The following is a 24,359-nucleotide window of genomic DNA, read 5'->3' on the forward strand; positions in this document are numbered from 1 at the left end:
TGGAAAGCGTGGCGCGCACTCCCCGCACGAACATCCCCGTCGATAGTTTCACCCATCACAAAGAATTTTTCTCCGAAACCGCATCGCGAACCCTCCCGTAGTTCGGTCCAACGACGGCGCTGCCGCTTCACGTCAAAGGGTCGCAGTCTCCGTCGTTGCCCAACTCAAGCGCCGGCCGTGCCGGTCACCATTCAATCGGGAGACTTTCCATGTCGAAGCGCATTGCCTATCTCGCTGCCGCCGCCTTCAGCGCCCTCGCCATCACCGCGACCGTCGTCGCGCCGGCCAGCGCCGAGGAGAAGACCGTCATGGTCGGCGGCGCTGCGATGTTCCCGTCGAAGAACATCGTGCAGAACGCGGTCAACTCCAAGGACCACACCACGCTGGTGGCGGCCGTGAAGGCGGCGGGCCTGGTGCCGACGCTGGAAAGCAAGGGTCCGTTCACGGTGTTCGCGCCGACCAACGCCGCCTTCGGCAAGCTGCCGGCCGGCACCGTCGACAATCTGGTCAAGCCCGAGAACAAGGCGACGCTGACCAAGATTCTCACCTATCATGTCGTGCCCGGCAAGCTCGCGGCCTCCGACCTCACCGACGGGAAGAAGATGAAGACCGCGGAGGGCGAGGAACTGACGGTGAAGAAGATGGACGGCAAGACCTGGATCGTCGATGCCAAGGGCGGCACCTCGATGGTGACCATCTCCAACGTCAACCAGTCGAATGGCGTGATCCATGTGGTCGATACCGTGCTGATGCCGGCGACGTAACACCGCGCCCCTGTTTCATCCCCGAACAGGGTGCTTTGAGACGGCGAGCCGGGGGTGCCCGGCTCGCTTTTTTGTGACCACGATAGGCTCGCGGCATCGATTCCATGCCGGACAGGGCGTAACGAAAGCGGAAACTTCGGCGTATAATTACCATCAGACGATCTTCAGGACGGAACCAGCATGGCGAGTCTCACAGTCACCGACGAGCGGGTCGGGGCCACCCCGGCCAAAGTGATCCAGCCGGCCTGGGTGCGGATCATGCACTGGGTCAACGCGCTTGCCATGATCCTGATGATCCTGTCGGGCTGGCAGATCTACAATGCCTCGCCGCTGTTCGGCTTCAGCTTCCCGCGCGAATATACACTCGGCGGCTGGCTCGGCGGCGGCCTGCTCTGGCACTTTGCGGCGATGTGGCTGCTGATGATCAACGGCCTCGCCTATCTCGTCACCGGCATCGCCACCGGCCGCTTCCGCAGGAAGCTGCTGCCGATCACGGCGGCCGGCGTGCTCCATGACGTCAGGGCGGCGCTGACCTTCAAGCTCGGCCATGACGATCTCACCGTCTACAACTACGTGCAACGCCTGCTCTATGCCGGCATCATCGTGGTCGGCGTGCTGATCGTGCTCTCCGGCCTTGGCATGTGGAAGCCGGTGCAGCTCTATTACCTCGTGATGTTGTTCGGCGACTACCCGACCGCGCGCTACGTCCACTTCTTCTGCATGGCCGCGATCTGCGCGTTCCTCGTCATTCACGTTCTGCTCGCGCTGCTGGTGCCGAAGAGCCTGCGCGCCATGATCATCGGTCGCTGAGAGCATGATCCGGAAAAGTGGGAACCGGTTTTCCGACAAGATCATGCTCCAAAACAGACATTTGAGGAGACTATGGCAAAGCGCTCATTCCTGATTCCCGGCGTCGACAAGCGGCTCCTGATCAAGGACTCCCTCAAGACGATGCCCGACGTCACCCGCCGCCGCTTCATCGCAGGCGGTGCCAGTCTCGGGGCGCTGACGCTGCTTACCGGCTGCGACGTCGTCGACTCGTCCTCGGCCGAAACCATGCTCGCCAAGGTCTCGAAGTTCAACGACGCCGTGCAGGCCTGGATGTTCAATCCGGATGCGCTGGCGCCGACCTTCCCCGAGAGCGCGATCACCAAGCCGTTTCCGTTCAACGCCTATTACGATCTCGACGACGCGCCCGATATCGACGGCAAAGACTGGAAGCTCGAGGTGCGCGGTCTCGTCGACAACAAGAAGTCCTGGACGCTGGACGAGCTCTACAAGCTGCCGCAGGTCACGCAGATCACCCGTCACATCTGCGTCGAGGGCTGGAGCGCGATCGGCAGCTGGACCGGTACGCCCATGCGCGACTTCCTCAAGCTGATCGGCGCCGACACCCGCGCCAAATATGTCTGGTTCCAGTGCGCCGACAAGGACGGCTACAATTCGCCGCTCGACATGCGCTCCGCGCTGCATCCCCAGACCCAGATGACGTTCAAATACGCGAACGAGATCTTGCCGCGCGCCTACGGCTTCCCGATGAAGATCCGCGTGCCGACGAAGCTCGGCTTCAAGAATCCGAAATACGTGGTCTCGATGGAAGTCACCAACGACTACAAGGGCGGCTATTGGGAAGACCAGGGGTACAATTCGTTTAGTGGAAGCTAACCTCGAACTCCGCTGCCGTAGGGTGGATTAGCCGAGCGGCTGTGCGAAGCGCAGTCGCTTGGCGTAATCCACCATGCTTCAGCGTTCGCCGAACGAAGTTGGTGGATTACGCTTCGCTAATCCACCCTACAGCACCGGTTGCTTGGCGGGTCCCACCTTCCTTTGGCACAGCGACAGCACCGCCCCGAGCGCCAGCAGTGCCGCCGACACATTCAGCGCGTAGCTCAGGCTCCCCAGCGCATCCGTGATCGCGCCGACCACGATCGGCCCCAGCGTCTGGCCGACGCCGAACGAGATCGTCATCGCGGCGATCGCGGTCGGCCACACCTCGGGTGGATAGTTGAGGCGCACGAAGGCGGTGGTCGAGCCGGCCACTGCGAAAAAGGCGACGCCGAACACGACCGCGGAGACCCAGAGCCAGGCCGGCGAATGTCCGAGCATCGGCAAGGCGGCACCCAACGCGTTGGCGCCGAGGATGATGGCGGTGGCGAGCCCGCCACGGTCCAGCGCCAGCACCCCGCGCCAGGCCCAGGGCGTGACGAAGGCGCTGAGCCCGATCAGACTCCAGAACGCGGCCTGCGCCGCGGCCCCGCCGCCGCCGTCGCGCACATAGGCGATCATGAAGGTCATGTAGGCAATGTAGCCGGCGCCGAACAGGAAATAGCTGGCGAGGTAGATCAGCACCGGGAGGATCGCGAACGACGCGTGGTTGCCCTCCGAGAAGCGGACGCCGCTCTCGATGCGGATCAGGAACAGCGGGATCGTCATCGCCACGGACAGCAGCGTCAGCGCCCACCAGACGATCCACCACGAGCCCGGCCCGAAATATTGCAGTGTGAATGGGGCGATCAGCCCCGAGGACAGAATGCCGATGCCGGGCCCGGCATAAAACAGGCTCAGCAGGAAATTGGCCCGCGCGGGCTGCGACTGCACGATGGTGGCGGCCAGCGCGCCGCCGGCGACGAAGCCGACTGCCGCGCCCAGGCCCAGCACCAGACGGGCCAGGCTCAGCGCAACGAAATTGCCTGATAGCGCGCAGGTGGCGAGCGCGGCGAGGCAGGCCAGGGTCCCGCCGCGGATCGCCGCGGACCAGCCGATGCGCTGGATCAGCCGGGACGCCACCAGCGCGCCCACGAGATAGCCGACGGCGTTGATCGTGTTCATGAAACCGGCGGCCGAGTAGGACCAGCCGAGGTCCTCCCGCATGTCGGGCAGCACCAGCGCATAGGCAAAGCGGCCGATGCCGAGCCCGACGGTGGCAGCCAGCGACAGGGTCAGGATCAGCCGCGCGGGACGCGCGTAGAGCGGGGCTTGGGCGTGCAAGGGGGTACTCCGGCCTGCCCAGTGTGGCAGGACCCATCCGCCTTGCACAGCGGCGAGGCGGCAATGGTGTCTTGCCAAGCGCGCAACGCCGCTCTAGCACTCCGGCCGAACCGTCATTCCGGGGCGCGCGCAGCGCGAGCCCGGAATCTATTTCACCGCTTGCGCCGTGGCCTGATGGATTCCGGTCTCGCTCGCTTTGCTCGCGCCCCGGAATGACGAGAGAGGATCGAAAAGGACACGACCATGGCGACCCACAAACTGCTGCTGCTCCCCGGCGACGGTATCGGCCCCGAGGTGATGGGCGAGGTGAAGCGGCTGATCGACTGGCTCAATGCGGCCGGGATCGCCAAGTTCGAGACCGACACCGGCCTCGTCGGCGGCTCCGCCTATGACGCGCACAAGGTCTCGATCTCCGAGGGCGACATGGCCAAGGCGAAAGACGCCGACGCCGTGATCTTCGGCGCGGTCGGCGGCCCGAAATGGGATGCGGTTCCGTACGAGGTGCGCCCCGAAGCCGGCCTGCTGCGTCTGCGCAAGGACCTCGCGCTGTTCGCCAACCTGCGTCCCGCAATGTGCTACCCGGCGCTGGCCGATGCCTCCAGCCTGAAGCGCGAGGCGGTCGAGGGGCTCGACATCATGATCGTGCGCGAGCTCACCGGCGGCGTCTATTTCGGCGAGCCCAAGACCATCACCGATCTCGGCAACGGCCAGAAGCGCGCCATCGATACCCAGGTCTACGACACCTATGAGATCGAGCGCATCGGCCGCGTCGCCTTCGAGCTTGCGAGGAAGCGCAAGAACAAGGTGACGTCGATGGAGAAGCGCAATGTCATGAAGTCGGGCGTGCTCTGGAACGAGGTCATGACGGCGGTCCACAAGCGCGAATACCCCGATGTCACGCTCGAGCATCAGCTGGCCGATTCCGGCGGCATGATGCTGGTGAAATGGCCGAAGCAGTTCGACGTCATCGTGACAGACAATCTGTTCGGCGACATGCTGTCCGACATCGCGGCGATGTTGACGGGGTCGCTCGGCATGCTGCCCTCGGCTTCGCTCGGAGAGATCGACGTCAAGAGCAAGAAGCGCAAGGCGCTGTACGAGCCCGTGCACGGCTCCGCCCCTGACATCGCCGGCAAGGGCCTCGCCAATCCGATCGCGATGATCTCGTCCTTCGGCATGGCGCTGCGCTATTCCTTCGACATGGGCGATCTCGCCGACAAGGTCGATGCCGCGATCGCCGCGGTGCTCGCCAGCGGCCTGCGCACCGCCGACATCAAGTCGGAAGGCACCACGGCCGCTTCCACCACGCAGATGGGCGAAGCGATTCTGAAGGAATTGCAGAAGCTGCACGCGTGAGGCGGCAAGCACAGAATCGTAGGGTGGGTTAGCCATGCGGACTGCGCGAAGCGCAGACCGCTTGGCGTAACCCACCGCTTCTGTTCTCCGCGGAAACCAGAGTGGTGGGTTACGCTGCGCTAACCCACCCTACGCACCTGTTCTCGGAGCCACCTCATGGATTCGCCCCGCCCCAAGATCGCGGAAACCATCGTCCATGAGACGGTTCGCCTCCGCGAGGCGCAGATCGGGCGCCGCTGCGAGGTGCTCGCGGGCACACGCATCGAATATTCTTCGCTGGGCGACTACTCCTATCTGGGCGAGAATTGCGACGTCGCCGATGCAGTGATCGGCAAGTTCACGGCGATCGCCAATTCGGTGCGGATCGGCGCGCCGAACCATCCGATGGGCCGGCCGTCCCAGCATCGTTTCACCTATTGCCCCGAATATTACGAGGCGAGCGCAACGCGCGACCGCGACTTCTTTGCAGAGCGCCGCGGCGACCGCGTCGTCGTCGGCAACGACGTCTGGATCGGCCACGCCGCCATCCTGCTGCCGGGCGTCACGGTCGGCGACGGCGCGGTGATTGCCGCCGGCGCAGTCGTCAGCCGCGACGTCGCGCCCTACACCATCGTCGGCGGCGTTCCCGCCCGTCCCATCCGCAAGCGCTTCTCTGATGCCGTCGCCGAGAGCCTGCGCCGCATCGCCTGGTGGGATTGGCCGGATGAGCTGATCTTCGAGCGATTGGCCGATTTCCGCTCGGAAGCGATCGAGGAATTTTGCCGGCGCTACGACCCGGCAGCGAACGCGTGAGGCGGACGCACTTGGCGCAACGAAAAAGGCCGGGCGTGAGCCCGGCCATTTGATTCGGAAAGATCCGTCCGCTCAGTACAGCGGGAAGTTCTGCGGATAGCCGCCGACATCGCCTGGCGGCGAGAGCGGCTGCCGGTCGATCGGGCGGTTCAGGTTTTCGCGGGCGAAGGACGGATAGCCAACGGCCGGCGGGAAGGCGTAGTCGCTGAACTTGCGGTCGCCCGGATTGACCTCGGTGCCGCCGTCCAGCCAGGAGCGCTTGCTCACATAAATGCGGGTGCGGCCCTGCTGATAGACCGCGTTGGGGCCGCTCGGGCCGTAGATGGGCCGGCCGCGATCGTCATAGCGCTGCTTGGTCTTGGTGTCGGCCGAGGCCGGAGCCGCGAACGCGATGGCAATTGCGGCGCCCGCCGCCAGCCAGGTCGCCAATTTGTTCGCGGCAGAAAATTTCGAGCTCATCACGTCCCCTTCAGGCGGCACGCCGCCAGTCGATTTCACCGCCATACTAGCCCGCCCGGGGTGACCGCAACTAGGTCTATTGGGTCACACCAGCGGGGAATAATCGTGCGTATCGGCAAAAGTTGCATGCAAACCAGCTACTTGGGCTTGATGCCGATCAAAGCGCTCCGCGCAATTGCGCGTTCGCGGCGCCCAGCAGCCAGTCCGCCGGGCCCGCGGGGTCACAGCGGCCGCGTTTCAGCTCGGCATGGGCGAACAATTCCGCCAGCCTTGGCTCGTTGCCGGAGGCCAGCAGCGTCAGCCGGTTCAGCATGCAGCCGATCGCCACGCGCCGGCTGGGCAGGCCGTCGCCCTGGCAGGTGAAGCCGGCGATCTGGAGCGCCGGCTCCTCACTGCGCTTGAGGTAGCCGAGACAGGCCTGCGCGCCCTCCATTGTGCCGGTTGGCCGGAACAGGGCAACCGGGCCGAATTTGGTGTCGATCAGGCCGGCCTGCTCGAGCGCGGTGGCCGCGCCCAAGCCCATCCGGGCGGCGAGATCCGCGGTCGCCGGACGTGTCACGTCGAATTCGGCGCCTTGGCGGTAGATTTCGAGCTCGGCCACGGGCCTGCCCGCGTCATCGCTCCAGCGCAGCACGTCCCTGCGGCCGCCTTCGGGATGCCTCAGGATGGTGTAAGTCGCTGTTTTGTCGGAGAAATCGTGTCGGCTGACGGCGAAGGCCGGGTGCGAACGGTCAGCCACGCTCCAGCCCGGTTTCCCGGCCGGCTCGTCGTCGCGCAGATCGGGCAGCTGGCCCAGCGCTGCGAGGGCGAGGATGGCAAACAGCGCGAGCGCCCCCACATAGGCGAACAGGCGCGCCAGCGTGCCGACGACCTCGTCGGCGAAGGCGAGCAGCGCCAGCTGGATGGCGGTCCGGGTAGGGCTAACGGCCATGCTGGCCTCGGGCGACTGCATCCACGTCCCTAAGGCATGGTCCAACGTTGTCTTGAGGCCGGTTCTCGCATAGAAGCGCTGCTCTTCCTGTTTAAGCGTCAGCTTCAGGAACGGGCTTTTTCATCGGAGAGTGAACGATGGGTTACAAAGTCGCAGTGGTCGGCGCGACCGGCAATGTCGGACGGGAAATGCTCAACATCCTGGATGAGCGCAAATTTCCCGCGGACGAGGTCGTGGCCCTGGCCTCGCGCCGCAGCGTCGGCGTCGAGGTCTCCTATGGCGATCGTACCCTGAAGGTCAAAGCGCTGGAGCATTACGACTTCTCCGACGTCGACATCTGCCTGATGTCGGCGGGCGGTGCGGTGTCGAAGGAATGGTCGCCGAAGATCGGCGCCGCCGGCGCGGTCGTGATCGACAATTCCTCGGCCTGGCGCATGGATCCGGACGTGCCGCTGATCGTGCCGGAAGTGAACGCAGGCGCGACCGAAGGCTTCAAGAAGAAGAACATCATCGCCAACCCGAACTGCTCGACCGCGCAGCTCGTGGTCGCGCTCAAGCCGCTGCACGACAAGGCGACGATCAGGCGCGTCGTGGTCTCGACCTATCAATCGGTGTCGGGCGCCGGCAAGGACGCGATGGACGAGCTGTTCTCGCAGACCAAGGCCGTCTACACCAATGACGAGCTGGTCGCGAAGAAATTCCCCAAGCGCATCGCCTTCAACGTCATCCCCCACATCGACGTCTTCATGGAGGACGGCTACACCAAGGAAGAGTGGAAGATGATGGCGGAGACCAAGAAGATTCTTGATCCCAAGATCAAGCTCTCCGCGACCTGCGTGCGCGTGCCCGTGTTCGTCGGCCACTCCGAGGCCGTCAACATCGAGTTCGAGAACCCGATCAGCGCGGACGAAGCGCGCGAGATTCTGCGCAAGGCGCCGGGCTGCCTCGTCATCGACAAGCAGGAGCCCGGCGGCTACGCCACGCCCTACGAGGCGGCCGGCGAGGACGCGACTTACATCAGCCGCATCCGCGAGGACGCAACGGTGGAGAACGGCCTCGTGCTCTGGTGCGTGTCCGATAACCTGCGCAAGGGCGCAGCGCTCAACGCGATCCAGATCGCCGAAGTGCTGATCAACCGCAAGCTGATCAGCGCGAAGAAGAAGGCGGCGTAAGCCGCCGCTCGGCGGTCACACTCCTCTCGTCGTCCCGGACAAGCGCGCCAAAAGCACGCGCAGCTCCGGGACCCATGCCACAGGAAGTGGTTTGGCGAAGAACGTGGTTGTCAGCTCGCACGACAACGTAAGCTTGGGGTTATGGGTCCCGGATCTGCGCTCCGCCCTGGACAACGCTACGCGTTGCCAAGAGCTGCGCTTGTCCGGGACGACGATCTCGTTTGATGCGGCAGTATACCAAACCGCTCAAGCCGCGCTGCGCGCGTTCTTGAATTCCTTCGTCGCCTTGTCCAGCACGAACAGCGAGCCCTCCGAGACGCCGAAATAGGCGCCGTGCGTCTGCATCTGGCCGCTCTCCACCGCCTTGCGCACGAACGGGAAGGTCATCAGGTTTTCCAGGCTGCGGAACACGGCGGCCTTCTCGATGCGCTCGACGAACTGCGCCATGCTCTCGTGCTCGCGCTGCTCGACCACTTCGCCCGGCTTGATGAACATCTGCATCCATTTGCCGATGAAGTCGCCGGGCGTGAGCGGCTCGATCTTGTCGACGAAGGCGCGGATGCCGCCGCATTGCGCGTGGCCAAGCACCACGATGTGCTTCACCTTCAGCACCGTCACGGCATATTCCAGCGCCGCCGAGACGCCGTGGGCGGCGCCGTCGGGCTGATACACCGGCACGAGGTTGGCGATGTTGCGGACGACGAACAATTCGCCGGGGCCGACGTCGAAGATCACCTCCGGCGAGACGCGGCTGTCGCAGCAACCGATCACCATCACTTCCGGCGACTGCCCTTTCACCGACAGCTCGCGATAGCGGGTCTGCTCGGTCGGCAGCCGCTGGGTGGCGAAGGCCTTGTAGCCTTCCAGCAAATGCTTCGGGAATGTCATCATACCTATGCCTAATCATAGACCGCTGGGGTGAACAAGCCTTTCGAATGGGCAGGCCAAGTGCTATCGGCTGATGTCGGACGAAAGACGAGGAAGGAACGCTTGCATGACCCGCCCGCGCCGAAGCCATCTGTTCATGCCCGGCTCCAACCCCCGCGCGCTGGAAAAGGCGCGCAATCTCGCCGCCGACGGCCTGATCCTCGATCTGGAAGACTCGGTCGCCCCCGAGGCCAAGGCGGCGGCGCGTGACGGCATCGCCGCCGCCATTGCGGCCAAGGGTTTTGGCAAGCGCGAGATTTTGATCCGGACCAACGGTCTCGACACGCCGTGGTGGGCCGATGACGTCGCGATGGCCGCCAAGGCATCGCCCGACGGCATCCTGGTTCCAAAAGTTTCAAGCATCGAAGATCTCGATACGATTGGTCGCAAGCTCGCCGAGCTCGGCGCCGCGCCGACCGCGAAAGTCTGGGCCATGATCGAGACCGCGCGCGCGGTGCTGCACGCCGAGGAACTGGCCGCCGCCGGGCGCGATCCATCGCGGCGCCTCTCCGGCTTCGTGTTCGGCCCGAACGATATCTCGCGCGAAACCCGCATCAGGATGCTGCCGGGCCGCGCCGCGATGATTCCGATGATCACCCACTGCATCCTGGCGACGCGCGCCCACGGTCTCGAGATCCTCGACGGCCCCTACAGCGACATCGCCAATTCCGACGGTTTCGCCACCGAATGCGCGCAAGCCCGTGATCTCGGCTTCGACGGCAAGACGCTGATCCACCCCTCGCAGATCGACGCCTGCAACGCGATCTTCACGCCGCCCGAAGAGGAAGTCGCGCGCGCCCGAAAGATCATCGCCGCGTTCGAGCTGCCCGAGAACGCCTCGCGTGGCGCGATCCGCCTCGACGGCGCCATGGTGGAGCGCCTGCACGCCGACATGGCCCGCCGCACCATCGAGATCGCGGACGCGATCGCGGCGATGGGGAAGGGCTGAAGAGAGCTCCTGGCGCCGGATATCCGCCTGGCGCGGATTTCTCGTCAGTATCGATAGGCCGCTCGCCTGGTGCGCCGGGATTCCTGTAACTTAGATCACACAGTCCGGCTGATTGCTCCGATAAATTTGCGTCGTTTGAATACTGCTTCCCGTCCCCGATATGGCGAGTGGGCTTTCGCATGCTTCGCAGATTATTCTATTGCTGTGTCATTCTTGCCCTCGCGGGACCCGCAGCCGCTATTGACCGCGTCAAAGGCGACGCGAACCCCGCCATTGCCGCCGCCTCCGAGCAAATACGGCGAGATCCCAAGGACGCGAATGCGTACTACAACCGGGGCAACGCTTACGCCGCCAGAGGCGATACGGACCGCGCCATAGCCGACTACACGGCGACGATCCGGCTCGATCCGGCGCATGCGAATGCCTACTACAACCGGGGCAACGGTTACAGCAGCAAAGGCGACACGGACCGTGCCATCGCCGACTACACGGCGACGATCCGGCTCGATCCGGCCTATGCCAACGCGTACTACAACCGAGGCAACGCCTACAGCAACAAGGGCAACACCGATCGGGCCATTGCCGACTACACCGAAGCAGTGCGCCTGCAGCCGGCGAATGCGAACGCGTATTTCAATCGCGGCAACGCCCACGGCAACAAAGGCGACACCGAACGGGCCATCGCTGACTACACTGAAACGATACGCGTGGACCCCACCTATGCGAACGCCTATGTCAATCGCGGGCTGGCCTACGAGAAGCGCAGCGATTTCGCCAAGGCAAGAGCCGATTTCAACGCCACGCTCGGACTGACCCAGAGCGCCACAAGATGGGCTCTGGATAAGGCGCGTGAGCGGCTCTCCGCCCTGCCGCCGCCGCGGCCAGCGACGGTCCTGGTCGAGAAAGCCGGCCTCCCCCCGTCCGTCGTGGCGCCCGGAGTTGCGAATAGTGATCGCCGAATCGCCCTCGTCATCGGCAATTCGGCTTATGAAAACGTTGCCGCCCTGCCGAACCCCGTCCGCGATGCGAGCCTCGTCGCCGATGTGCTGAGGCTCACCGGGTTCGAAGCGGTCACGCTGCTGACCGATCTGCGCAAGGATGCGCTGGTGAATGCCTTGCGCGAGTTTGCTGCACGTGCGGAAACGGCGGATTGGGCGGTCGTGTATTATGCCGGACACGGCATGGAGGTCGGCGGCGTCAATTATCTCATCCCGACCGATGCGAGGATCGCCGCGGACCGCGAAATCGGATTCGAAGCGGTGCCGGTCGATCAGGTCCTCAATGCCGCCGAGCGCGCCAGAAAATTGCGCCTCGTCATTCTCGATGCGTGCCGTGACAATCCGTTCGCCGCCCAGATGAAGCGCACGATGACGGTGGCGTCACGTTCGGTGTCGCGAGGCCTTGCCCCGGTCGAGCCGGAAGCTGGAACGCTGGTGGTCTATGCCGCCAAGGACGGCGAGACCGCACTCGACGGTGACGGGATCAACAGTCCGTTCGCGACCGCCTTCGTCAAGAACCTCCCGACGCCGGGCCTCGAGGTCCGCAGGCTGTTCGATTTCGTTCGCGACGATGTCATGGAAGCGACCGGCCGCAGGCAAAAGCCGTTCAGCTACGGCTCGATCTCCGGACGGCAGGATTTTTATTTCGTGGCCGGCAAGTGATGCCGGCCTTGGTAGAATTAAGCCGGAGCTTTACCGAAGTGCCTGCAGGAATGAGCAAGGGCTAGGGCGTCGGTTCGGCTTGGCGAGCGATGCCGTGCCATATGGCATCCTTGAGAGCGATGAATGAGGGCGGTGGAATGGTCGGCGGATCGGCAGGTCCGCTCGCCGCTCCCGGCACCAGGACGGCGACGTGGATCTCGCCATCCGTATAGTAGGGGTCGCCGCCACCGTTTCGGCCGAACAGAGTGGGGCCTATGCCGGAGATCTGAAAGAAACTGCTGACGACGCGGGCCGCTCGCAGGTCGGCCATCAGGAGATCCCGCTCGGCATCGATGTTGGCCGCGATGTGATGGGTGACCTGTCCCGTATCGTGGCTCAGCCCGATGCCTCGGTCGAAAGTTGCCGAACCGAGCCAGACTGGTCGACCGTCATCACCCTTTTCGAGGGCCTTCCAGAACCGAACGTGATTCCGCCGGTCTGCACTTTTCCCCGCAGGCTTCTCGAACGCGTATTGCTCCTTCTTTCCCAGATAGTAGAGCGGGCTGACCGGCGCGTCGCGATACGGTCGATCCAGTACCACGCTCCCGACGATCTCGATGCTTGATCGCAGCGTCACGGCGTCGGCCGCAGACCATCCCGCCGCGTTCATGGCGCGGACGACATCTGCGCCCTCGCCAACAAGTCCAACGTTCAGAGGGTCACCAGGGATATCGTCCGATGTCCTGGTGAGCATCGGCAACGAAGCGAGCCCCGCTTCGTGTTCGTGGTGAATCCACAGGGTGGGCACCAGAACATATGCGAGGGCTAGATAGACGAGCACAACAAAGGCCAGCACGAAAGGCCACCGTCGCTTCCTCGTCCCGGTCTTCGCGGAATTGGTCATGCGGTATCGTTCGAGCCAGTATACGCGACAGCATACCTATCCCGCATAGTCCGTGACAACGTCCGGTGTTTGCGCCCGCAGGGGCGTGCGCCAGGCCGATGGCCCCGTTCTGGCCGAAAATCTCACTCGTCGGTCGAGCCCCCGCGACTCAGCGCGGCGCGAGGTCGGCGCGATCGAGCGACTCCAGCGTCGAGGCGTTCGCACAATAGCCGTGATAGTTCTCCGCGGCGGTGCCCTCGGCGAGATCGCGGTCGCACTGACCCTTGTGACCGCAGAGCGAGCAGGTCCGCTCCATGTCGCGCAGCAGCAGGGGCTGCGCCTGCCCGAGCCGCTCCGCACTGATGCCGAGCTGCTCCAGCATCTTCGGGAGTTCGTCGGCGGCGTGCCGGCCGTGACGGACCAGCTCTTCGAGATCGTCGGGCGCGATCCTGAGATCATTGGCGATCCGGTCGAAATCGGCGCGATCGAGCTGCCGCATCTCGTTCATCTCGCGGCGATGCTTCAGCCAGTTCGCAAAGGACTCGATGAGGTCCTGAACGATGGGATAAGGCTTGCTTGCGGTGCTCATGGAAAGCTCCATTCGGGCGTCGGAATTGGAGCGAATTAAGCACAATGCTGCAGGCGCGCGTTGCGCTGGATCAAACAGAATCGAGCGAGGAAAATTGCTCTCGTGCTCCGGACGCAGCGCAGCGCTTCTTCAGCGGTGCGCTGCAGAGCCGGGGCCCACAGGTAGCTGGGTCCCGGCTCTGCGGTGCAACGTTGCACGCTGCGCCGCGTCCGGGACACGCGGGGAGAGCTACGCAAACCGCTCCGCCGCCCAGGCATACAGGCTGCCCGGAATCGGCTTTTCGCCGCCGCGGCCCTTGGGCGAGATGTGCAGGCCGATGATCTCGGGGCTGGTGACGAGGCCGAGATAGCTCGAAGGGTCGAAGAAACGCTTCGGCTCGGCATGCACGGCGTAGAACGAGTGCTTCGGGAGTGCGTTCTGCAGCTCTCCGGTGCGGCGCGCGAGCGCGGTCAGCGCGGCAGGGCCGTAGATCGCGACGCGAATATCCGAAAGGCGGTTCGAGCCGCCGCGCAGGCGGCGCATCATGAAGGTGATGCGGTGGCGCAGCGACAGCCAGTCCGGCGTCAGCTCATCCTGCTCCATCAGCTCCTCGAACGCGCGCACGATGCCGTGCCCGGGCGGAAGATAGATCACGGAGTTGCCGAGCTGGCGCGGCCGCTCCCAGGCGAAGTACGGTTTTGCCGGATCGATCTCGATGGGCTTCAAGAGCAGCACGTCGGCATCGAGCCAGAGGCCGAGGCCCTTCGCCATCAGCTTCATGCGGAAGAAGTCGCTGAACTGCAGCGCGGTCCAGTCGCGCCAGCTGCCGTCCGGCTGCGGCGGCCGCAGCCGTTCGGAGAACGCGTGCGGCAGGATCGCCTCGGCATCCGCATTGGCGATTCCTGCGGGCAGGCCGGGAATGGTGTCGAAGCTGTAGACCGTGATCTTGTGGCCGGCAGCGAGCTGCGAGCGCAGGCAGGTCCGGCGCAGCGCATCCATCGGGCCATGCCAGAAGGTGACGATCTCGGGCAGCATGAGGAAAAGCTATACGGGATATCCGGAGCAAAGAAAAAGCCCCGGCGCGGATGGCGCACCGGGGCTCGAACGAGAACTAGAGCATGATCAGGAAAAGTGTGCAGCGGTTTTCCGGAAAGATCATGCTCAAAGAATATGAAGTCAGGCCCAGGCGCGTTCGCGCTTGAGCTTCTCCTCGTAGCTGTCGATCGAGGCCTTCTTCTCCATGGTGAGACCGATGTCGTCGAGGCCGTTGATCAGGCAGTGCTTGCGGAACGGATCGATCTCGAACTTGACCTTGCCGCCGTCGGGGCCGCGGATCTCCTGGTTCGGCAGGTCGATCGTCAGCGTCGCGTTGGCGCCGCGCTCGGCATCGTCGAACAGCTTGTCGAGGTCTTCTTGGCTGACGCGGATCGGCAGGATGCCGTTCTTGAAGCAGTTGTTGTAGAAGATGTCGCCGAACGAGGTCGAGATCACGCAGCGGATGCCGAAGTCGAGCAGCGCCCAGGGCGCGTGCTCGCGGCTCGAACCGCAGCCGAAATTGTCGCCGGCGACCAGAACCTTGGCGTTGCGATAGGCGGGCTGGTTGAGAACGAAGTCCGGGTTCTCGCTGCCGTCGTCCTTGTAGCGCTGCTCGGAGAAGAGCCCCTTGCCAAGGCCGGTGCGCTTGATGGTCTTGAGGTACTGCTTCGGAATGATCATGTCGGTGTCGACATTGATGATCTTCAGCGGCGCCGCGACGCCTTCCAGCGTGGTGAACTTGTCCATGGTTGCGCTTTCCCGGGTGGGTCTGGAGGAACGGGTATTTATCGCGATCGGGGCGGGAATCCTAGGCCGAAATGGGCAGGGCTGCCCTTACCTCTCCCGCTTGCGGGAGAGGTCGCGCCGAAGGCGCGGGTGAGGGTTCTCTCCTCTGGGGGATTGTCCCGTTGCGGCGACACCCTCTCCCCAACCCTCCCCCGCAAGCGGGGGAGGGAACGCACCTTCAGTGCGGCAACCACCCTTCACTCCGCCCGCGCCTCGATCGCCGCCATATCGTCGTCGGAGAGACCGAAATGGTGGCCGATCTCGTGGATCAGGACGTGGCGGACGATATGGCCGAGGCTTTCGTCGTGCTCGGCCCAGTAATCCAGGATCGGCCGGCGGTAGAGCCAGACCATGTTGGGCAGCCGCGCCACGTCGCCAAAACTCTGCTGGGGCAGGCCGACGCCCTGGAACAGGCCGAGCAGGTCGAACTCGCTCTCGCATTCCATCTCGTCCAGGACCTCCTCGGTCGGGAAGTCGTCGACGCGGACGATCACGCCTTCGCAGAGCTTGCGAAATTCCGCCGGCAGGCGCTCGAACACCTCGTGAGCCATCGCTTCCATCTCGGCCAGCGAGGGCGCTTTCAATTCCGTCCACATGGGTCCGTTCTAAAGCGTTTTCGAGCGAAGTGGATACCGGTTCGCGTGAACAGAACGCGTCAAAGTAAGAATCTGGAGCCCGTTCCGATTCCATCGGGACGGGCTCTGGCGCGGGTTCCGCGGCGATGCATCTGGCTTTATAAGCGCGGCGAGGTTGACGGGCGCCGCCAAAACGGGGAGCGTGGGGCCGTCGATGGGACGTTTCAGGTGGGCGGAAAAATGCGAGCGAAAACAGCGCTGACTCTACTGTGCATGGGGTTGTTTTCGCTAGTTTGCGTCGGCGCGGAAGCCCAGACCGCCAGTCCCGGGATTCGCCTCGCCCAGGCGGCTCCGCCCGACGACGTTCCTCCGCCACGCAAGCGGCCCCCGGCGCGGTTGCGCGTCACTCCCTATTACAGCCCGGACGGTGTCTATCCCCGCTACAATCCGGGTCCCGACGCAGTCCGGGTGTGCAACGCCACCTATGTGCAGGAGTACCGGCCGAGCGGCACCGTGATCGTGCCGCGTGTGAGCTGCTACTGGCGCCGGGGCTGACCAGTTCAATGCCCGCGCCAGCGGACAGCGCGGTGGCCTCGTGAGGGTCGTGATGGCGAGATGGATCGCATTGGCCGCTGCCGTCGCGCTTGCCGCCGGCCTGCCTCGCGCGGCTTCCGCTGCGCAAAGGGTGACGATACCGGAGGCCTCGGCGGGGATCGCGGTTTTCGATGCACGACGACACGCGCGAACCCGTGACATCGTGCGGCCTGCTGCGCGCCCTGATCCACGCTATTACGCGCGGCCCGTCTACTACCGTCCTTATCCTTACGGCGTGCCCGCACCTTTCGTGTTCAGCTACGGGCCCTTCTGGTGAGGCGCCGCTCTAGCCGGGCGCAAATCCCCTGACCAGCAGCACGGTGGCCTGCGCGCCGGCTTTGCGATCACGCGAGATGTCCTCGTACTCGGGCGAGTTCGAGAAGGCGAGGAACGCGGCCTCGTCGGGAAACGACATCATGACAAGCTTGTCATGCGGCCATGCGCCTTCGAGCACGCGCGGATGTTCGTCGGCGGCGAGCAGCCGTCCGTTGTACTTCTTGAACACGTCGAAGAATCGCGCCTGATAGCGGTCATAGGCCGCGCGGTCCGTCATCTTCAATTGTGCAATGGCGTAGACAGTCATCCGCAAAACCCCTCCCGTCGCGGCACTGCGTCGCATCGCGGGACCCAGCGTCGTTCATTCATGGCGCGTTCACCTCGCTCTCCTCAGTTTACCCGAGGGAGCGACCGTTATTGAACAGCCATGGCGCGGCCGAGACGTCGCGCCGCAGCTCTGCTGTCCAGATTCAGGGAGGATTCCATGCTGAGAATGTTCGGCCTCGGGACGAGCCCGATGCGCTTGCTCGGGCTTGCGGCCGCCGCGACGCTGATGCTGTCGGCCGGCACCGCGCGTCGCGCTGAAGCGCTCACCTTGATCAATCCGGCGACGTCACCCGCAACGAAGGCCGCAGCCGACGATCTCGTCACGCAGGTTCGCCACGGCGGCGGGCACGGTGGACGTGGTTTTCACGGCGGCGGTTTCCGCGGAGGCGGATTCCATGGCGGCGGGCGACATATCGGCGGTTTCCATGGTGGCGGTTTCCGCGGCGGCCATGTCGGCGGCTTCCGCGGCGGACATATCGGTGGCTTCCGCGCCGGGCCGGCCTTTCATCACCGTCATGTCGGCGGCGGCTATCGCTATGGCGGCTTTCGGCATGGCGGATATGGCGGCTACCACCGTCACTGGGGCCATCATCGCCCGCACTACGGCTATCGACACTTCCGCCGGCCCTATTACGTTGGCGGGTATTATCCCTACTACAACTATCCGCGCCGCTGCCGGATCATCTGGACCTATTACGGCCCGCGCCGCGTCTGCCACTGGCCGCGCTGGCAGTATCCGTACCGCTATTGGTGACGTGAGTGGATTGCTGGCTCTGCATTCGTCATGGCCGGGCATAGCCGTCCGAAGGACGGCGTCGCTTCCGCTTGCCTATGTCCCGGCCATCCACGTTCTTGGGGCTTGCGCAGAGAGTTCGTGGATGCCCGGGACGAGCCCGGGCATGACGGAGAGGCTGGTTAAAGCCAATCCTTCAGCTTCCACGACGCCGACTTCCACCGCATCAAATTCTCGACCTTCCACTGCCTGAACATCGCCGGCGGCCAGCGGCTGAGCTTCGAGGTCTCTTCGATCTCGGGCTTGGCGACGATGCGCAGCGGCGTTGCGCGCCGGCGGTGCTGGCGCGTCGCCTCACTGATCAGATCGACATATTCCGGCTTGTTGGTCATGAGGCGTGTCCTCGCGAATCGTCGCGAGGACACAATGTGGGCAAGGCGGATTAACGGCGGTTTGCCGCGATCGCTACAATTGCAGGAACCAGCTTACCGCCAGTCCCTGACATCGACGAAGTGACCGGCGATCGCCGCAGCCGCCGCCATCGCCGGCGAGACCAGATGCGTGCGGCCCTTGAAGCCCTGGCGGCCCTCGAAGTTGCGGTTCGAGGTCGAGGCGCAGCGCTCTTCCGGCTTCAGCTTGTCCGGATTCATGGCGAGGCACATCGAGCAGCCCGGCTCGCGCCATTCGAAGCCGGCCTTGATGAAGATCTTGTCCAGGCCCTCAGCTTCCGCCTGCTCCTTCACGATGCCGGAACCCGGCACGACCATGGCGTTGACGTTCGCTGACACAGTCTTGCCTTCGGCAATCTTCGCCGCCGCGCGCAGGTCCTCGATGCGGCCGTTGGTGCAGGAGCCGATGAAGACGCGGTCGAGCTTGATGTCGGTGATCTTGGTGCCCGCCGTCAGGCCCATGTACTTGAGCGCGCGGTGCTTGGAGATGCGCTTGGCCTCGTCCGCGATCTTATCAGGGTCGGGCACGATGCCGGTCACGGAGATGACGTCTTCAGGCGAGGTGCCCCAGGTCACGATCGGCGGCAGCTTGGCGGCATCGAGACGCAGTTCGTGGTCGAGATGCGCGCCCTCGTCGGAACGCAGTGTCTCCCAATAGCGCATCGCCGCATCCCAGTCCGCGCCCTTCGGGGCCTTCGGCCGGCCGCGCAGGAAGTCGAACGCCTTCTGGTCCGGCGCCACCAGGCCGGCGCGTGCGCCGCCTTCGATCGACATGTTGCAGACCGTCATGCGGCCTTCCATCGAGAGCGCACGGATCGCTTCGCCCGCGTATTCCAGCACGTAGCCGGTGCCGCCGGCGGTGCCGATCTCGCCGATGATGGCGAGGATGATGTCCTTGCCGGTCACGCCGTCAGGCAATTTGCCGTCGACGGTGACGCGCATGTTCTTCGCCTTCTTCTGGATCAGCGTCTGCGTCGCCAGCACGTGCTCAACCTCGCTCGTGCCGATGCCGTGCGCGAGCGCACCGAACGCGCCATGCGTCGAGGTGTGGCTGTCACCGCAGACGATGGTGGTGCCGGGCAGCGTAAATCCCTGCTCGGGGCCGATGACGTGGACGATGCCCTGGCGCCTGTCGAACTCGTTGTAATATTCGACGCCGAATTCCTTGGCGTTCTCGGCCAGTGCCTTGATCTGCTCGATGCTCTCAGGGTCGGGGTTCGGCTTGGTGCGATCGGTGGTCGGCACGTTGTGATCGACGACGGCCAGCGTCTTCTCGGGCGCGTGCACCTTGCGTCCCGTGGCGCGCAGGCCTTCGAACGCCTGCGGCGAGGTCACCTCGTGCACCAGGTGGCGGTCGATGTAGAGCAGGCAGGTGCCGTCGTCGGCTTCGTGCACCAGGTGGTCGTTCCAGATTTTGTCGTACAGGGTGGTCGGCTTGGACATGAGCTTGAGCTCCGAAGAATGTGTGTCAGCGATGAGCGCGGCAGGCCGCGCGGGCAACGAATCGTCACGCAGCCTTTCAGGCTGCGCGCGTAAGCTCTGACGTTGCCGAGGTCGCGAAGCGTCCGAAGAACCGGCCAGGCAGCCGCGAGCGATCGTCGATGACGATGCGCTGGACGGGGGCGAAGCTGGTCAGATCTGGAAACATTCCAAGAATATATAGCAGGCCGAATTGGAAGCGCGAGAGGTTTCAAGTGCATGGCACGCGCACCGTGTATGCCCCTTCATCCTGAGGAGCGCGCCCTTGCGCGCGTCTCGAAGGATGCAGGCCCGGCCGGTGGCCTCGCCCTTCGAGACGCGCGTTTCGCGCTCCTCAGGGTGAGGGACAGCGTGCGCGTCGCTCTGAAACAAAAAAGCGCGGAGCCGGGCCCCGCGCTTTGGAATTTGCCCGGTGGGGCGAAGCTTACTCGCCGACGGCGGCCTGGCGGTCCTGCTTCTCGACGATGCGGGCCGACTTGCCGCGGAGATTGCGGAGGTAATAGAGCTTGGCGCGACGCACCTTGCCGCGGCGCACCACCTTGATCGAGTCGATCATCGGCGACATCACCGGGAACACGCGCTCCACACCCTCGCCATAGGAGATCTTGCGGACGGTGAAGCTCTCGTTGAGGCCACCGCCGGAACGGCCGATGCAGACGCCTTCATAGGCCTGCACGCGGGTGCGGTCGCCTTCGACGACCTTCACGTTGACGATCACGGTGTCGCCGGGGCCGAATTCCGGAATGTCCTTGCCGGCGGACAGCTTGTCGAATTGCTCTTGCTCGAGCTGCTTGATCAGGTTCATGGGTAAATCTCCATCGGCGCGCCCAGCCTTTTCAAACGGGGGCTGCGCGAAATTCGTCTATCCAGCCATTGCGGATGTGGCCGCTCCTATAAGGCAAGCCGGAGCGTTTGTCACCCGTCTGTCGTGCTTTTTGGCGTTTTTTGGCGCCCGGCCCGATTCGGGACGGGGGTCGGCACTTGCGCCCACAAATCCGGCCGCCGGTCCGCCGTCAGAGCCTCCGATTGCGCCCGCCGCCAGCCTGCAACCTTGGCATGGTCGCCCGACGTCAGGATTTCCGGGATCGGGACCCCCTCGAACAGCTGCGGGCGGGTGTATTGGGGGTATTCGAGCAGCCCGTCCGAAAAGCTCTCTTCGGTTCCCGAGGCCTCCTTGCCCATCACGCCCGGCAGGAGCCGGACACAGGCGTCGATCAGGGCCAGGGCCGCGATCTCACCCCCAGACAGGACGTAGTCGCCGATCGAGATCTCCTCGAGGCTCCGTCCGTCGATCACCCGCTGGTCCACCCCCTCGAACCGCCCGCAGACGATCAGGGGGCCGGGGCCCTTGGCGAGTTCGACGACACGGGCTTGAGTCAGTGGCCGACCCCGCGGGCTCATGAGCAGGCGGGGTCGCTCAGGGCGGCTCCCGGCCGCGTCGATGGCGGCAGCCAGAACATCCGCGCGCAGCACCATGCCCGGGCCGCCGCCGGCCGGGGTGTCGTCGACGCTGCGGTGGCGGTCGGTAGCGGAGGCGCGGATGTCGCGCGCCTCGAGCTGCCAGAGTCCGGCGGCCAGCGCACGCCCGGCCAGGCTCACGCCGAGCGGCCCCGGAAACATCTCCGGAAACAGCGTCAGCACGGTCGCGCGCCAGGGTGAGGGGTGGGTCATCGGATCTCAGTTCTCGTCGTCCCGGACAAGCGCGCCTGAAGCGCGCGCAGATCCGGGACCCATAACCACTGCAGCCAGTTTTGCGATGGCTGGAGCGATCAGCTTAGCCAAAATTGTAGTCGGTGGTTATGGGTCCCCGCGTTCGCGGGGACGACTCGCGGAGGCATCGTTGTCGTCGCCCTCGATTTCCTGTGGCAGCGCGATCACGACGCGGCCGCCCTCGAGGTCGACCTCCGGTACCACCGCGTTGGAGAACGGCAGCAGCAGTGTCGGGCCCTTGGGCGGTGCGATCTCGATGATGTCGCCGGCGCCGAAATTGTGGATCGCGAGCACGCGGCCGAGCGGCTCGCCATCGGTGGCGACGGCGGCGAGGCCGATCAGGTCGGTGTGGTAATATTCGTCCTCGTCCGTCGCGGGCAGCTTGTCGCGCGCGACGTAGAGCTCGATGCCGTTGAGGCGCTCGGCGTCATCACGGGTCGTGACGCCCTTGAACGTCGCGACCAGATGATCTTTTGCCTCGCGCGCCGTAGCGACCTCGAACTGGCGCTTGCCGTCCTTGGACAGCAGCGGACCGTAGCGCCTGACGGCGAAGGGATCCTCGGTGAAGGTCCACAGCTTGACCGCACCGCGCACACCATGCGCGGCGCCGATCCGCGCGACGCAGACCAGCGCCGACATGATCTGGCCTTAGCTCTTGGCGGCAGCTTCGGCCTGCGCCTTGCGCTCCTTGCGCGGCACGGCCTTCTCCGGGTTGTTGCGCGCTTCGCGCTTCTTGACGCCGGCAGCGTCGAGGAAACGCGCCACGCGGTCCGACGGCTGCGCGCCCTTGGCGACCCAGGCCTTCACCTTCTCCAGGTCGAGCTTGAGGCGCGCCTCGTTGTCCTTCGGCAGCAGCGGATTGAAATAGCCCAGACGCTCGATGAAGCGGCCGTCGCGCGGAAAGCGCGAGTCGGCAACGACGACGTGATAGACGGGACGCTTCTTGGTGCCTGCGCGGGCGAGGCGGATAACGACGGACATTCAGTTCTCCTTCAAAGTACGTTTTGTTCGGTTGATCGGTATTCTCGCGTTGCGCGGGACCGGTGCGGTCCCCCGCGACGAATTCCTCATTTTTTCTTGCCGGGAAAACCGCCGAGCCCCGGAAGGGTCGGCTTGCCGCTGAGGCCGGTAAGCCCCGGCACATTCGGTAGGCCTGAGCGAAGACCGGGCGGCAGATCCTTCGGCAGATTGGGCAGGCCTTGTCCGCCGCCGCTCTGCATCTTCTCCTGAAGAGCCTTCATCTCTTCAGGCGAGGGCATCTTCATGCCGCCGCCGAAGCCCATAGCCTGCGCGATGCCGGCGAGCGGGCCGCGCTTGCCCGAGCCCATGGCCTTCATCACGTCGGCCATGTTCCGGTGCATCTTGAGCAGCTTGTTCACTTGCTCGACGTTCTGGCCGCTGCCGGCGGCGATGCGCTTCTTGCGGCTGGCTTTCAACACGTCCGGATGCCGGCGCTCGTCGCGCGTCATGGAATCGATGATCGCCACCTGGCGCTTCAGGATCTTGTCGTCGATGCCGGCCGCCGCGATCTGGTTCTTCATCTTGGAGATGCCGGGCATCATGCCCATCAGGCCGCTGATGCCGCCCATGTTCGCCATCTGCAGCAGCTGCTCGCGCATGTCGTTGAGGTCGAACTGACCCTTGCGCATGCGCTCGGCGGTGCGTGCGGCCTTTTCGGCGTCGATGTTGGCGGCGGCGCGCTCGACCAGCGACACCACGTCGCCCATGCCGAGGATGCGGCCGGCGATACGATCGGGATGGAAATCCTCCAGCGCGTCGGTCTTTTCGCCGGTGCCGAGCAGCTTGATCGGCTTGCCGGTGACAGCGCGCATCGACAGCGCGGCGCCGCCGCGGCCGTCGCCGTCGACGCGGGTCAGCACGATGCCGGTGAGGCCGACGCGCTGATCGAACGAGCGGGCGAGGTTCACGGCGTCCTGGCCGGTGAGACTGTCGGCGACGAGCAGCACTTCATGCGGGTTGGCCGCGGCTTTGATCGCGGCCGCCTCCGCCATCATGTCTTCGTCGAGCGTGGTGCGGCCGGCAGTGTCGAGCAGCACGACGTCGTAGCCGCCGAGCTTGCCGGCCTCCAGCGCGCGCTTCGCGATCTGCGGCGGCTGCTGGCCGGCGACGATCGGCAGGGTCGGAATGTCGAGGTCGCGGCCGAGCACGGCGAGCTGCTCCATCGCCGCCGGGCGGTAGACGTCGAGCGAGGCCATCAGCACCTTGCGCTTGTCGCGCTGGACCAGGCGGCGGGCGAGCTTTGCGGTGGTGGTGGTCTTGCCGGAACCTTGCAGGCCGACCATCATGATCGGCACCGGCGGCACGGAATTGACGTCGATGGTCTGGCCTTCGGCGCCGAGCGTGTTGATCAGCTCGTCATGGACGATCTTGACCACCATCTGGCCGGGTGTGACCGACTTGACGACGGTGGCGCCGATCGCCTGCTCGCGGACGCGCTCGGTGAAGCTGCGCACCACCTCGAGTGCGACGTCGGCCTCCAGCAGCGCGCGCCGCACCTCGCGCATCGCGGCGTCGACGTCCTTTTCGGTCAGCGCGCCGCGCCCCGTCAGACGATCGAGAATGCCGCCAAGCCGTTCCGACAGATTGTCGAACAATGCCGTTGTCCTCTTTTACCTCTCCCTGCCTGCGGGGAGAGGTCGCCGCCCTCTTGGCGGCGGGTGAGGGGGTACGGGTCCATCTACGCGCACCATGCGCGGAGAGAGCCCCTCACCCCGACCCTCTCCCCGCAAGGGCGGGGCGAGGGAGCAGAAAACCAAACACCTTTGCGCCCGAGGGCGCACAGCGCTGTCGGGCGTTGACCTCCGGCCTCAGGGCCGGTCGGCGGGTCGAAAAGAAAGCCTTTCCGAGAAAGTGGCGGGGTTAAACGCCGCTCCCGCCCAAAAGTCAAGGAAAGTTAGGGTGCCGGGGCGACCTTGATAAGGCAAGGTACTGAAAATGTGACATTT

At 64.9% G+C, this 24,359-nt stretch carries 28 protein-coding genes; 11 read left to right on the forward strand and 17 right to left on the reverse strand.

Translation table 11 applies throughout. The features are described from left to right. The first annotated feature begins 209 nt into the window (after positions 1-209). The 3 genes from EDE08_RS34660 to EDE08_RS34670 all read left to right on the forward strand — a co-directional run bounded on the left by EDE08_RS34660 (position 210) and on the right by EDE08_RS34670 (position 2,429). Positions 210-764 (forward strand): fasciclin domain-containing protein, encoded by a 555-nt coding sequence (locus tag EDE08_RS34660; RefSeq protein WP_028179646.1) that lies wholly within the window; start codon positions 210-212, stop codon positions 762-764. 180 nt (positions 765-944) lie between these two features. After that, positions 945-1,574 carry a cytochrome b/b6 domain-containing protein gene (locus tag EDE08_RS34665; protein ID WP_131874214.1) on the forward strand — a complete coding sequence of 210 codons (630 nt, stop codon included), beginning with the start codon at positions 945-947 and terminating at the stop codon, positions 1,572-1,574. Between the two features lie 72 nt (positions 1,575-1,646). Beyond that, on the forward strand, positions 1,647-2,429 hold the full coding sequence (locus EDE08_RS34670) for a molybdopterin-binding protein (RefSeq protein ID WP_131874212.1): 783 nt from the start codon (positions 1,647-1,649) through the stop codon (positions 2,427-2,429). 126 nt (positions 2,430-2,555) lie between these two features. Here EDE08_RS34670 and EDE08_RS34675 read toward each other — a convergent pair whose 3' ends face one another. Next, positions 2,556-3,752 carry a YbfB/YjiJ family MFS transporter gene (locus EDE08_RS34675; RefSeq protein ID WP_131874210.1) on the reverse strand — a complete coding sequence of 399 codons (1,197 nt, stop codon included), beginning with the start codon at positions 3,750-3,752 and terminating at the stop codon, positions 2,556-2,558. Between the two features lie 243 nt (positions 3,753-3,995). Between EDE08_RS34675 and leuB the strand changes: the two genes are divergently transcribed. Both leuB and EDE08_RS34685 read left to right on the forward strand, forming a co-directional pair. Further along, on the forward strand, positions 3,996-5,108 hold the full coding sequence (leuB, locus tag EDE08_RS34680; RefSeq protein ID WP_061880152.1) for a 3-isopropylmalate dehydrogenase: 1,113 nt from the start codon (positions 3,996-3,998) through the stop codon (positions 5,106-5,108). A 156-nt stretch (positions 5,109-5,264) separates the two neighbouring features. Further along, positions 5,265-5,900, forward strand: a complete 636-nt coding sequence (locus tag EDE08_RS34685) for a DapH/DapD/GlmU-related protein (protein WP_131874208.1) — start codon at positions 5,265-5,267, stop codon at positions 5,898-5,900. A 72-nt stretch (positions 5,901-5,972) separates the two neighbouring features. Here EDE08_RS34685 and EDE08_RS34690 read toward each other — a convergent pair whose 3' ends face one another. Next, positions 5,973-6,359 (reverse strand): hypothetical protein, encoded by a 387-nt coding sequence (locus tag EDE08_RS34690; protein WP_207913182.1) that lies wholly within the window; start codon positions 6,357-6,359, stop codon positions 5,973-5,975. Between the two features lie 157 nt (positions 6,360-6,516). After that, positions 6,517-7,311, reverse strand: coding sequence for a hypothetical protein (locus EDE08_RS34695; RefSeq protein ID WP_131874204.1), 795 nt, complete (start codon positions 7,309-7,311; stop codon positions 6,517-6,519). Between the two features lie 116 nt (positions 7,312-7,427). On the opposite strand from EDE08_RS34695, the gene EDE08_RS34700 reads away from it, so the two are divergent. Beyond that, positions 7,428-8,462, forward strand: a complete 1,035-nt coding sequence (locus EDE08_RS34700; protein WP_131874202.1) for an aspartate-semialdehyde dehydrogenase — start codon at positions 7,428-7,430, stop codon at positions 8,460-8,462. Between the two features lie 246 nt (positions 8,463-8,708). Here the strand turns inward: EDE08_RS34700 and EDE08_RS34705 are convergent, their stop codons facing one another. Next, positions 8,709-9,353, reverse strand: a complete 645-nt coding sequence (locus EDE08_RS34705) for a carbonic anhydrase (RefSeq protein WP_131874200.1) — start codon at positions 9,351-9,353, stop codon at positions 8,709-8,711. 103 nt (positions 9,354-9,456) lie between these two features. On the opposite strand from EDE08_RS34705, the gene EDE08_RS34710 reads away from it, so the two are divergent. Beyond that, complete coding sequence (locus EDE08_RS34710; RefSeq protein ID WP_131874198.1) at positions 9,457-10,338, forward strand: HpcH/HpaI aldolase/citrate lyase family protein; 882 nt, start codon at positions 9,457-9,459, stop codon at positions 10,336-10,338. 179 nt (positions 10,339-10,517) lie between these two features. Further along, positions 10,518-11,999, forward strand: coding sequence for a tetratricopeptide repeat protein (locus EDE08_RS34715; protein WP_131874196.1), 1,482 nt, complete (start codon positions 10,518-10,520; stop codon positions 11,997-11,999). A 61-nt stretch (positions 12,000-12,060) separates the two neighbouring features. Here the strand turns inward: EDE08_RS34715 and EDE08_RS34720 are convergent, their stop codons facing one another. The 5 genes from EDE08_RS34720 to EDE08_RS34740 all read right to left on the reverse strand — a co-directional run bounded on the left by EDE08_RS34720 (position 12,061) and on the right by EDE08_RS34740 (position 15,846). Further along, complete coding sequence (locus EDE08_RS34720; RefSeq protein WP_131874194.1) at positions 12,061-12,882, reverse strand: LssY C-terminal domain-containing protein; 822 nt, start codon at positions 12,880-12,882, stop codon at positions 12,061-12,063. A 148-nt stretch (positions 12,883-13,030) separates the two neighbouring features. Then, positions 13,031-13,450, reverse strand: a complete 420-nt coding sequence (locus EDE08_RS34725; RefSeq protein WP_131874192.1) for a DUF6455 family protein — start codon at positions 13,448-13,450, stop codon at positions 13,031-13,033. A gap of 228 nt (positions 13,451-13,678) precedes the next feature. Then, positions 13,679-14,464 (reverse strand): glycosyltransferase family 32 protein, encoded by a 786-nt coding sequence (locus EDE08_RS34730; protein WP_131874190.1) that lies wholly within the window; start codon positions 14,462-14,464, stop codon positions 13,679-13,681. A 141-nt stretch (positions 14,465-14,605) separates the two neighbouring features. After that, positions 14,606-15,211 (reverse strand): 3-isopropylmalate dehydratase small subunit, encoded by a 606-nt coding sequence (gene leuD / locus EDE08_RS34735; protein WP_061880161.1) that lies wholly within the window; start codon positions 15,209-15,211, stop codon positions 14,606-14,608. 236 nt (positions 15,212-15,447) lie between these two features. Beyond that, on the reverse strand, positions 15,448-15,846 hold the full coding sequence (locus EDE08_RS34740) for a metallopeptidase family protein (protein ID WP_131874188.1): 399 nt from the start codon (positions 15,844-15,846) through the stop codon (positions 15,448-15,450). Positions 15,847-16,098: 252 nt separating this feature from the next. Between EDE08_RS34740 and EDE08_RS34745 the strand changes: the two genes are divergently transcribed. Then, the gene (locus tag EDE08_RS34745) at positions 16,099-16,380 is read left to right on the forward strand and encodes a hypothetical protein (RefSeq protein WP_165936342.1); all 282 of its coding nucleotides are present in this window, start codon (positions 16,099-16,101) and stop codon (positions 16,378-16,380) included. A 52-nt stretch (positions 16,381-16,432) separates the two neighbouring features. Further along, positions 16,433-16,696 carry a hypothetical protein gene (locus EDE08_RS34750; protein ID WP_131874186.1) on the forward strand — a complete coding sequence of 88 codons (264 nt, stop codon included), beginning with the start codon at positions 16,433-16,435 and terminating at the stop codon, positions 16,694-16,696. A 9-nt stretch (positions 16,697-16,705) separates the two neighbouring features. Here EDE08_RS34750 and EDE08_RS34755 read toward each other — a convergent pair whose 3' ends face one another. Then, on the reverse strand, positions 16,706-17,002 hold the full coding sequence (locus EDE08_RS34755) for a DUF1330 domain-containing protein (protein WP_165936340.1): 297 nt from the start codon (positions 17,000-17,002) through the stop codon (positions 16,706-16,708). Positions 17,003-17,179: 177 nt separating this feature from the next. Here EDE08_RS34755 and EDE08_RS34760 point away from each other — a divergent pair, with 177 nt between their 5' ends. Continuing rightward, entirely contained in the window at positions 17,180-17,776 is a 597-nt protein-coding gene (locus EDE08_RS34760; protein WP_131874182.1) for a hypothetical protein, read from the forward strand. 161 nt (positions 17,777-17,937) lie between these two features. On the opposite strand, the gene EDE08_RS34765 is transcribed toward EDE08_RS34760, so the two are convergent. The 7 genes from EDE08_RS34765 to ffh all read right to left on the reverse strand — a co-directional run bounded on the left by EDE08_RS34765 (position 17,938) and on the right by ffh (position 24,008). Continuing rightward, the gene (locus EDE08_RS34765) at positions 17,938-18,147 is read right to left on the reverse strand and encodes a hypothetical protein (RefSeq protein WP_131874180.1); all 210 of its coding nucleotides are present in this window, start codon (positions 18,145-18,147) and stop codon (positions 17,938-17,940) included. Between the two features lie 93 nt (positions 18,148-18,240). Beyond that, on the reverse strand, positions 18,241-19,647 hold the full coding sequence (leuC, locus tag EDE08_RS34770) for a 3-isopropylmalate dehydratase large subunit (RefSeq protein ID WP_131874179.1): 1,407 nt from the start codon (positions 19,645-19,647) through the stop codon (positions 18,241-18,243). Positions 19,648-20,107: 460 nt separating this feature from the next. Continuing rightward, positions 20,108-20,488 (reverse strand): 50S ribosomal protein L19, encoded by a 381-nt coding sequence (rplS, locus tag EDE08_RS34775; protein WP_011083318.1) that lies wholly within the window; start codon positions 20,486-20,488, stop codon positions 20,108-20,110. Between the two features lie 110 nt (positions 20,489-20,598). Next, on the reverse strand, positions 20,599-21,354 hold the full coding sequence (gene trmD / locus EDE08_RS34780) for a tRNA (guanosine(37)-N1)-methyltransferase TrmD (protein ID WP_131874177.1): 756 nt from the start codon (positions 21,352-21,354) through the stop codon (positions 20,599-20,601). A gap of 126 nt (positions 21,355-21,480) precedes the next feature. Further along, positions 21,481-22,032, reverse strand: a complete 552-nt coding sequence (gene rimM / locus EDE08_RS34785) for a ribosome maturation factor RimM (RefSeq protein WP_131874175.1) — start codon at positions 22,030-22,032, stop codon at positions 21,481-21,483. Positions 22,033-22,041: 9 nt separating this feature from the next. After that, a complete protein-coding gene (rpsP, locus tag EDE08_RS34790; protein WP_061880170.1) occupies positions 22,042-22,374 on the reverse strand; it encodes a 30S ribosomal protein S16 in 333 nt (110 codons plus the stop codon). An 86-nt stretch (positions 22,375-22,460) separates the two neighbouring features. Then, on the reverse strand, positions 22,461-24,008 hold the full coding sequence (ffh, locus tag EDE08_RS34795; RefSeq protein WP_131874173.1) for a signal recognition particle protein: 1,548 nt from the start codon (positions 24,006-24,008) through the stop codon (positions 22,461-22,463). Positions 24,009-24,359: the final 351 nt, after the last annotated feature.

Origin of the sequence: Bradyrhizobium sp. R2.2-H, from assembly GCF_004346455.1 — a bacterium.
Taxonomy (GTDB): domain Bacteria; phylum Pseudomonadota; class Alphaproteobacteria; order Rhizobiales; family Xanthobacteraceae; genus Bradyrhizobium; species Bradyrhizobium diversitatis.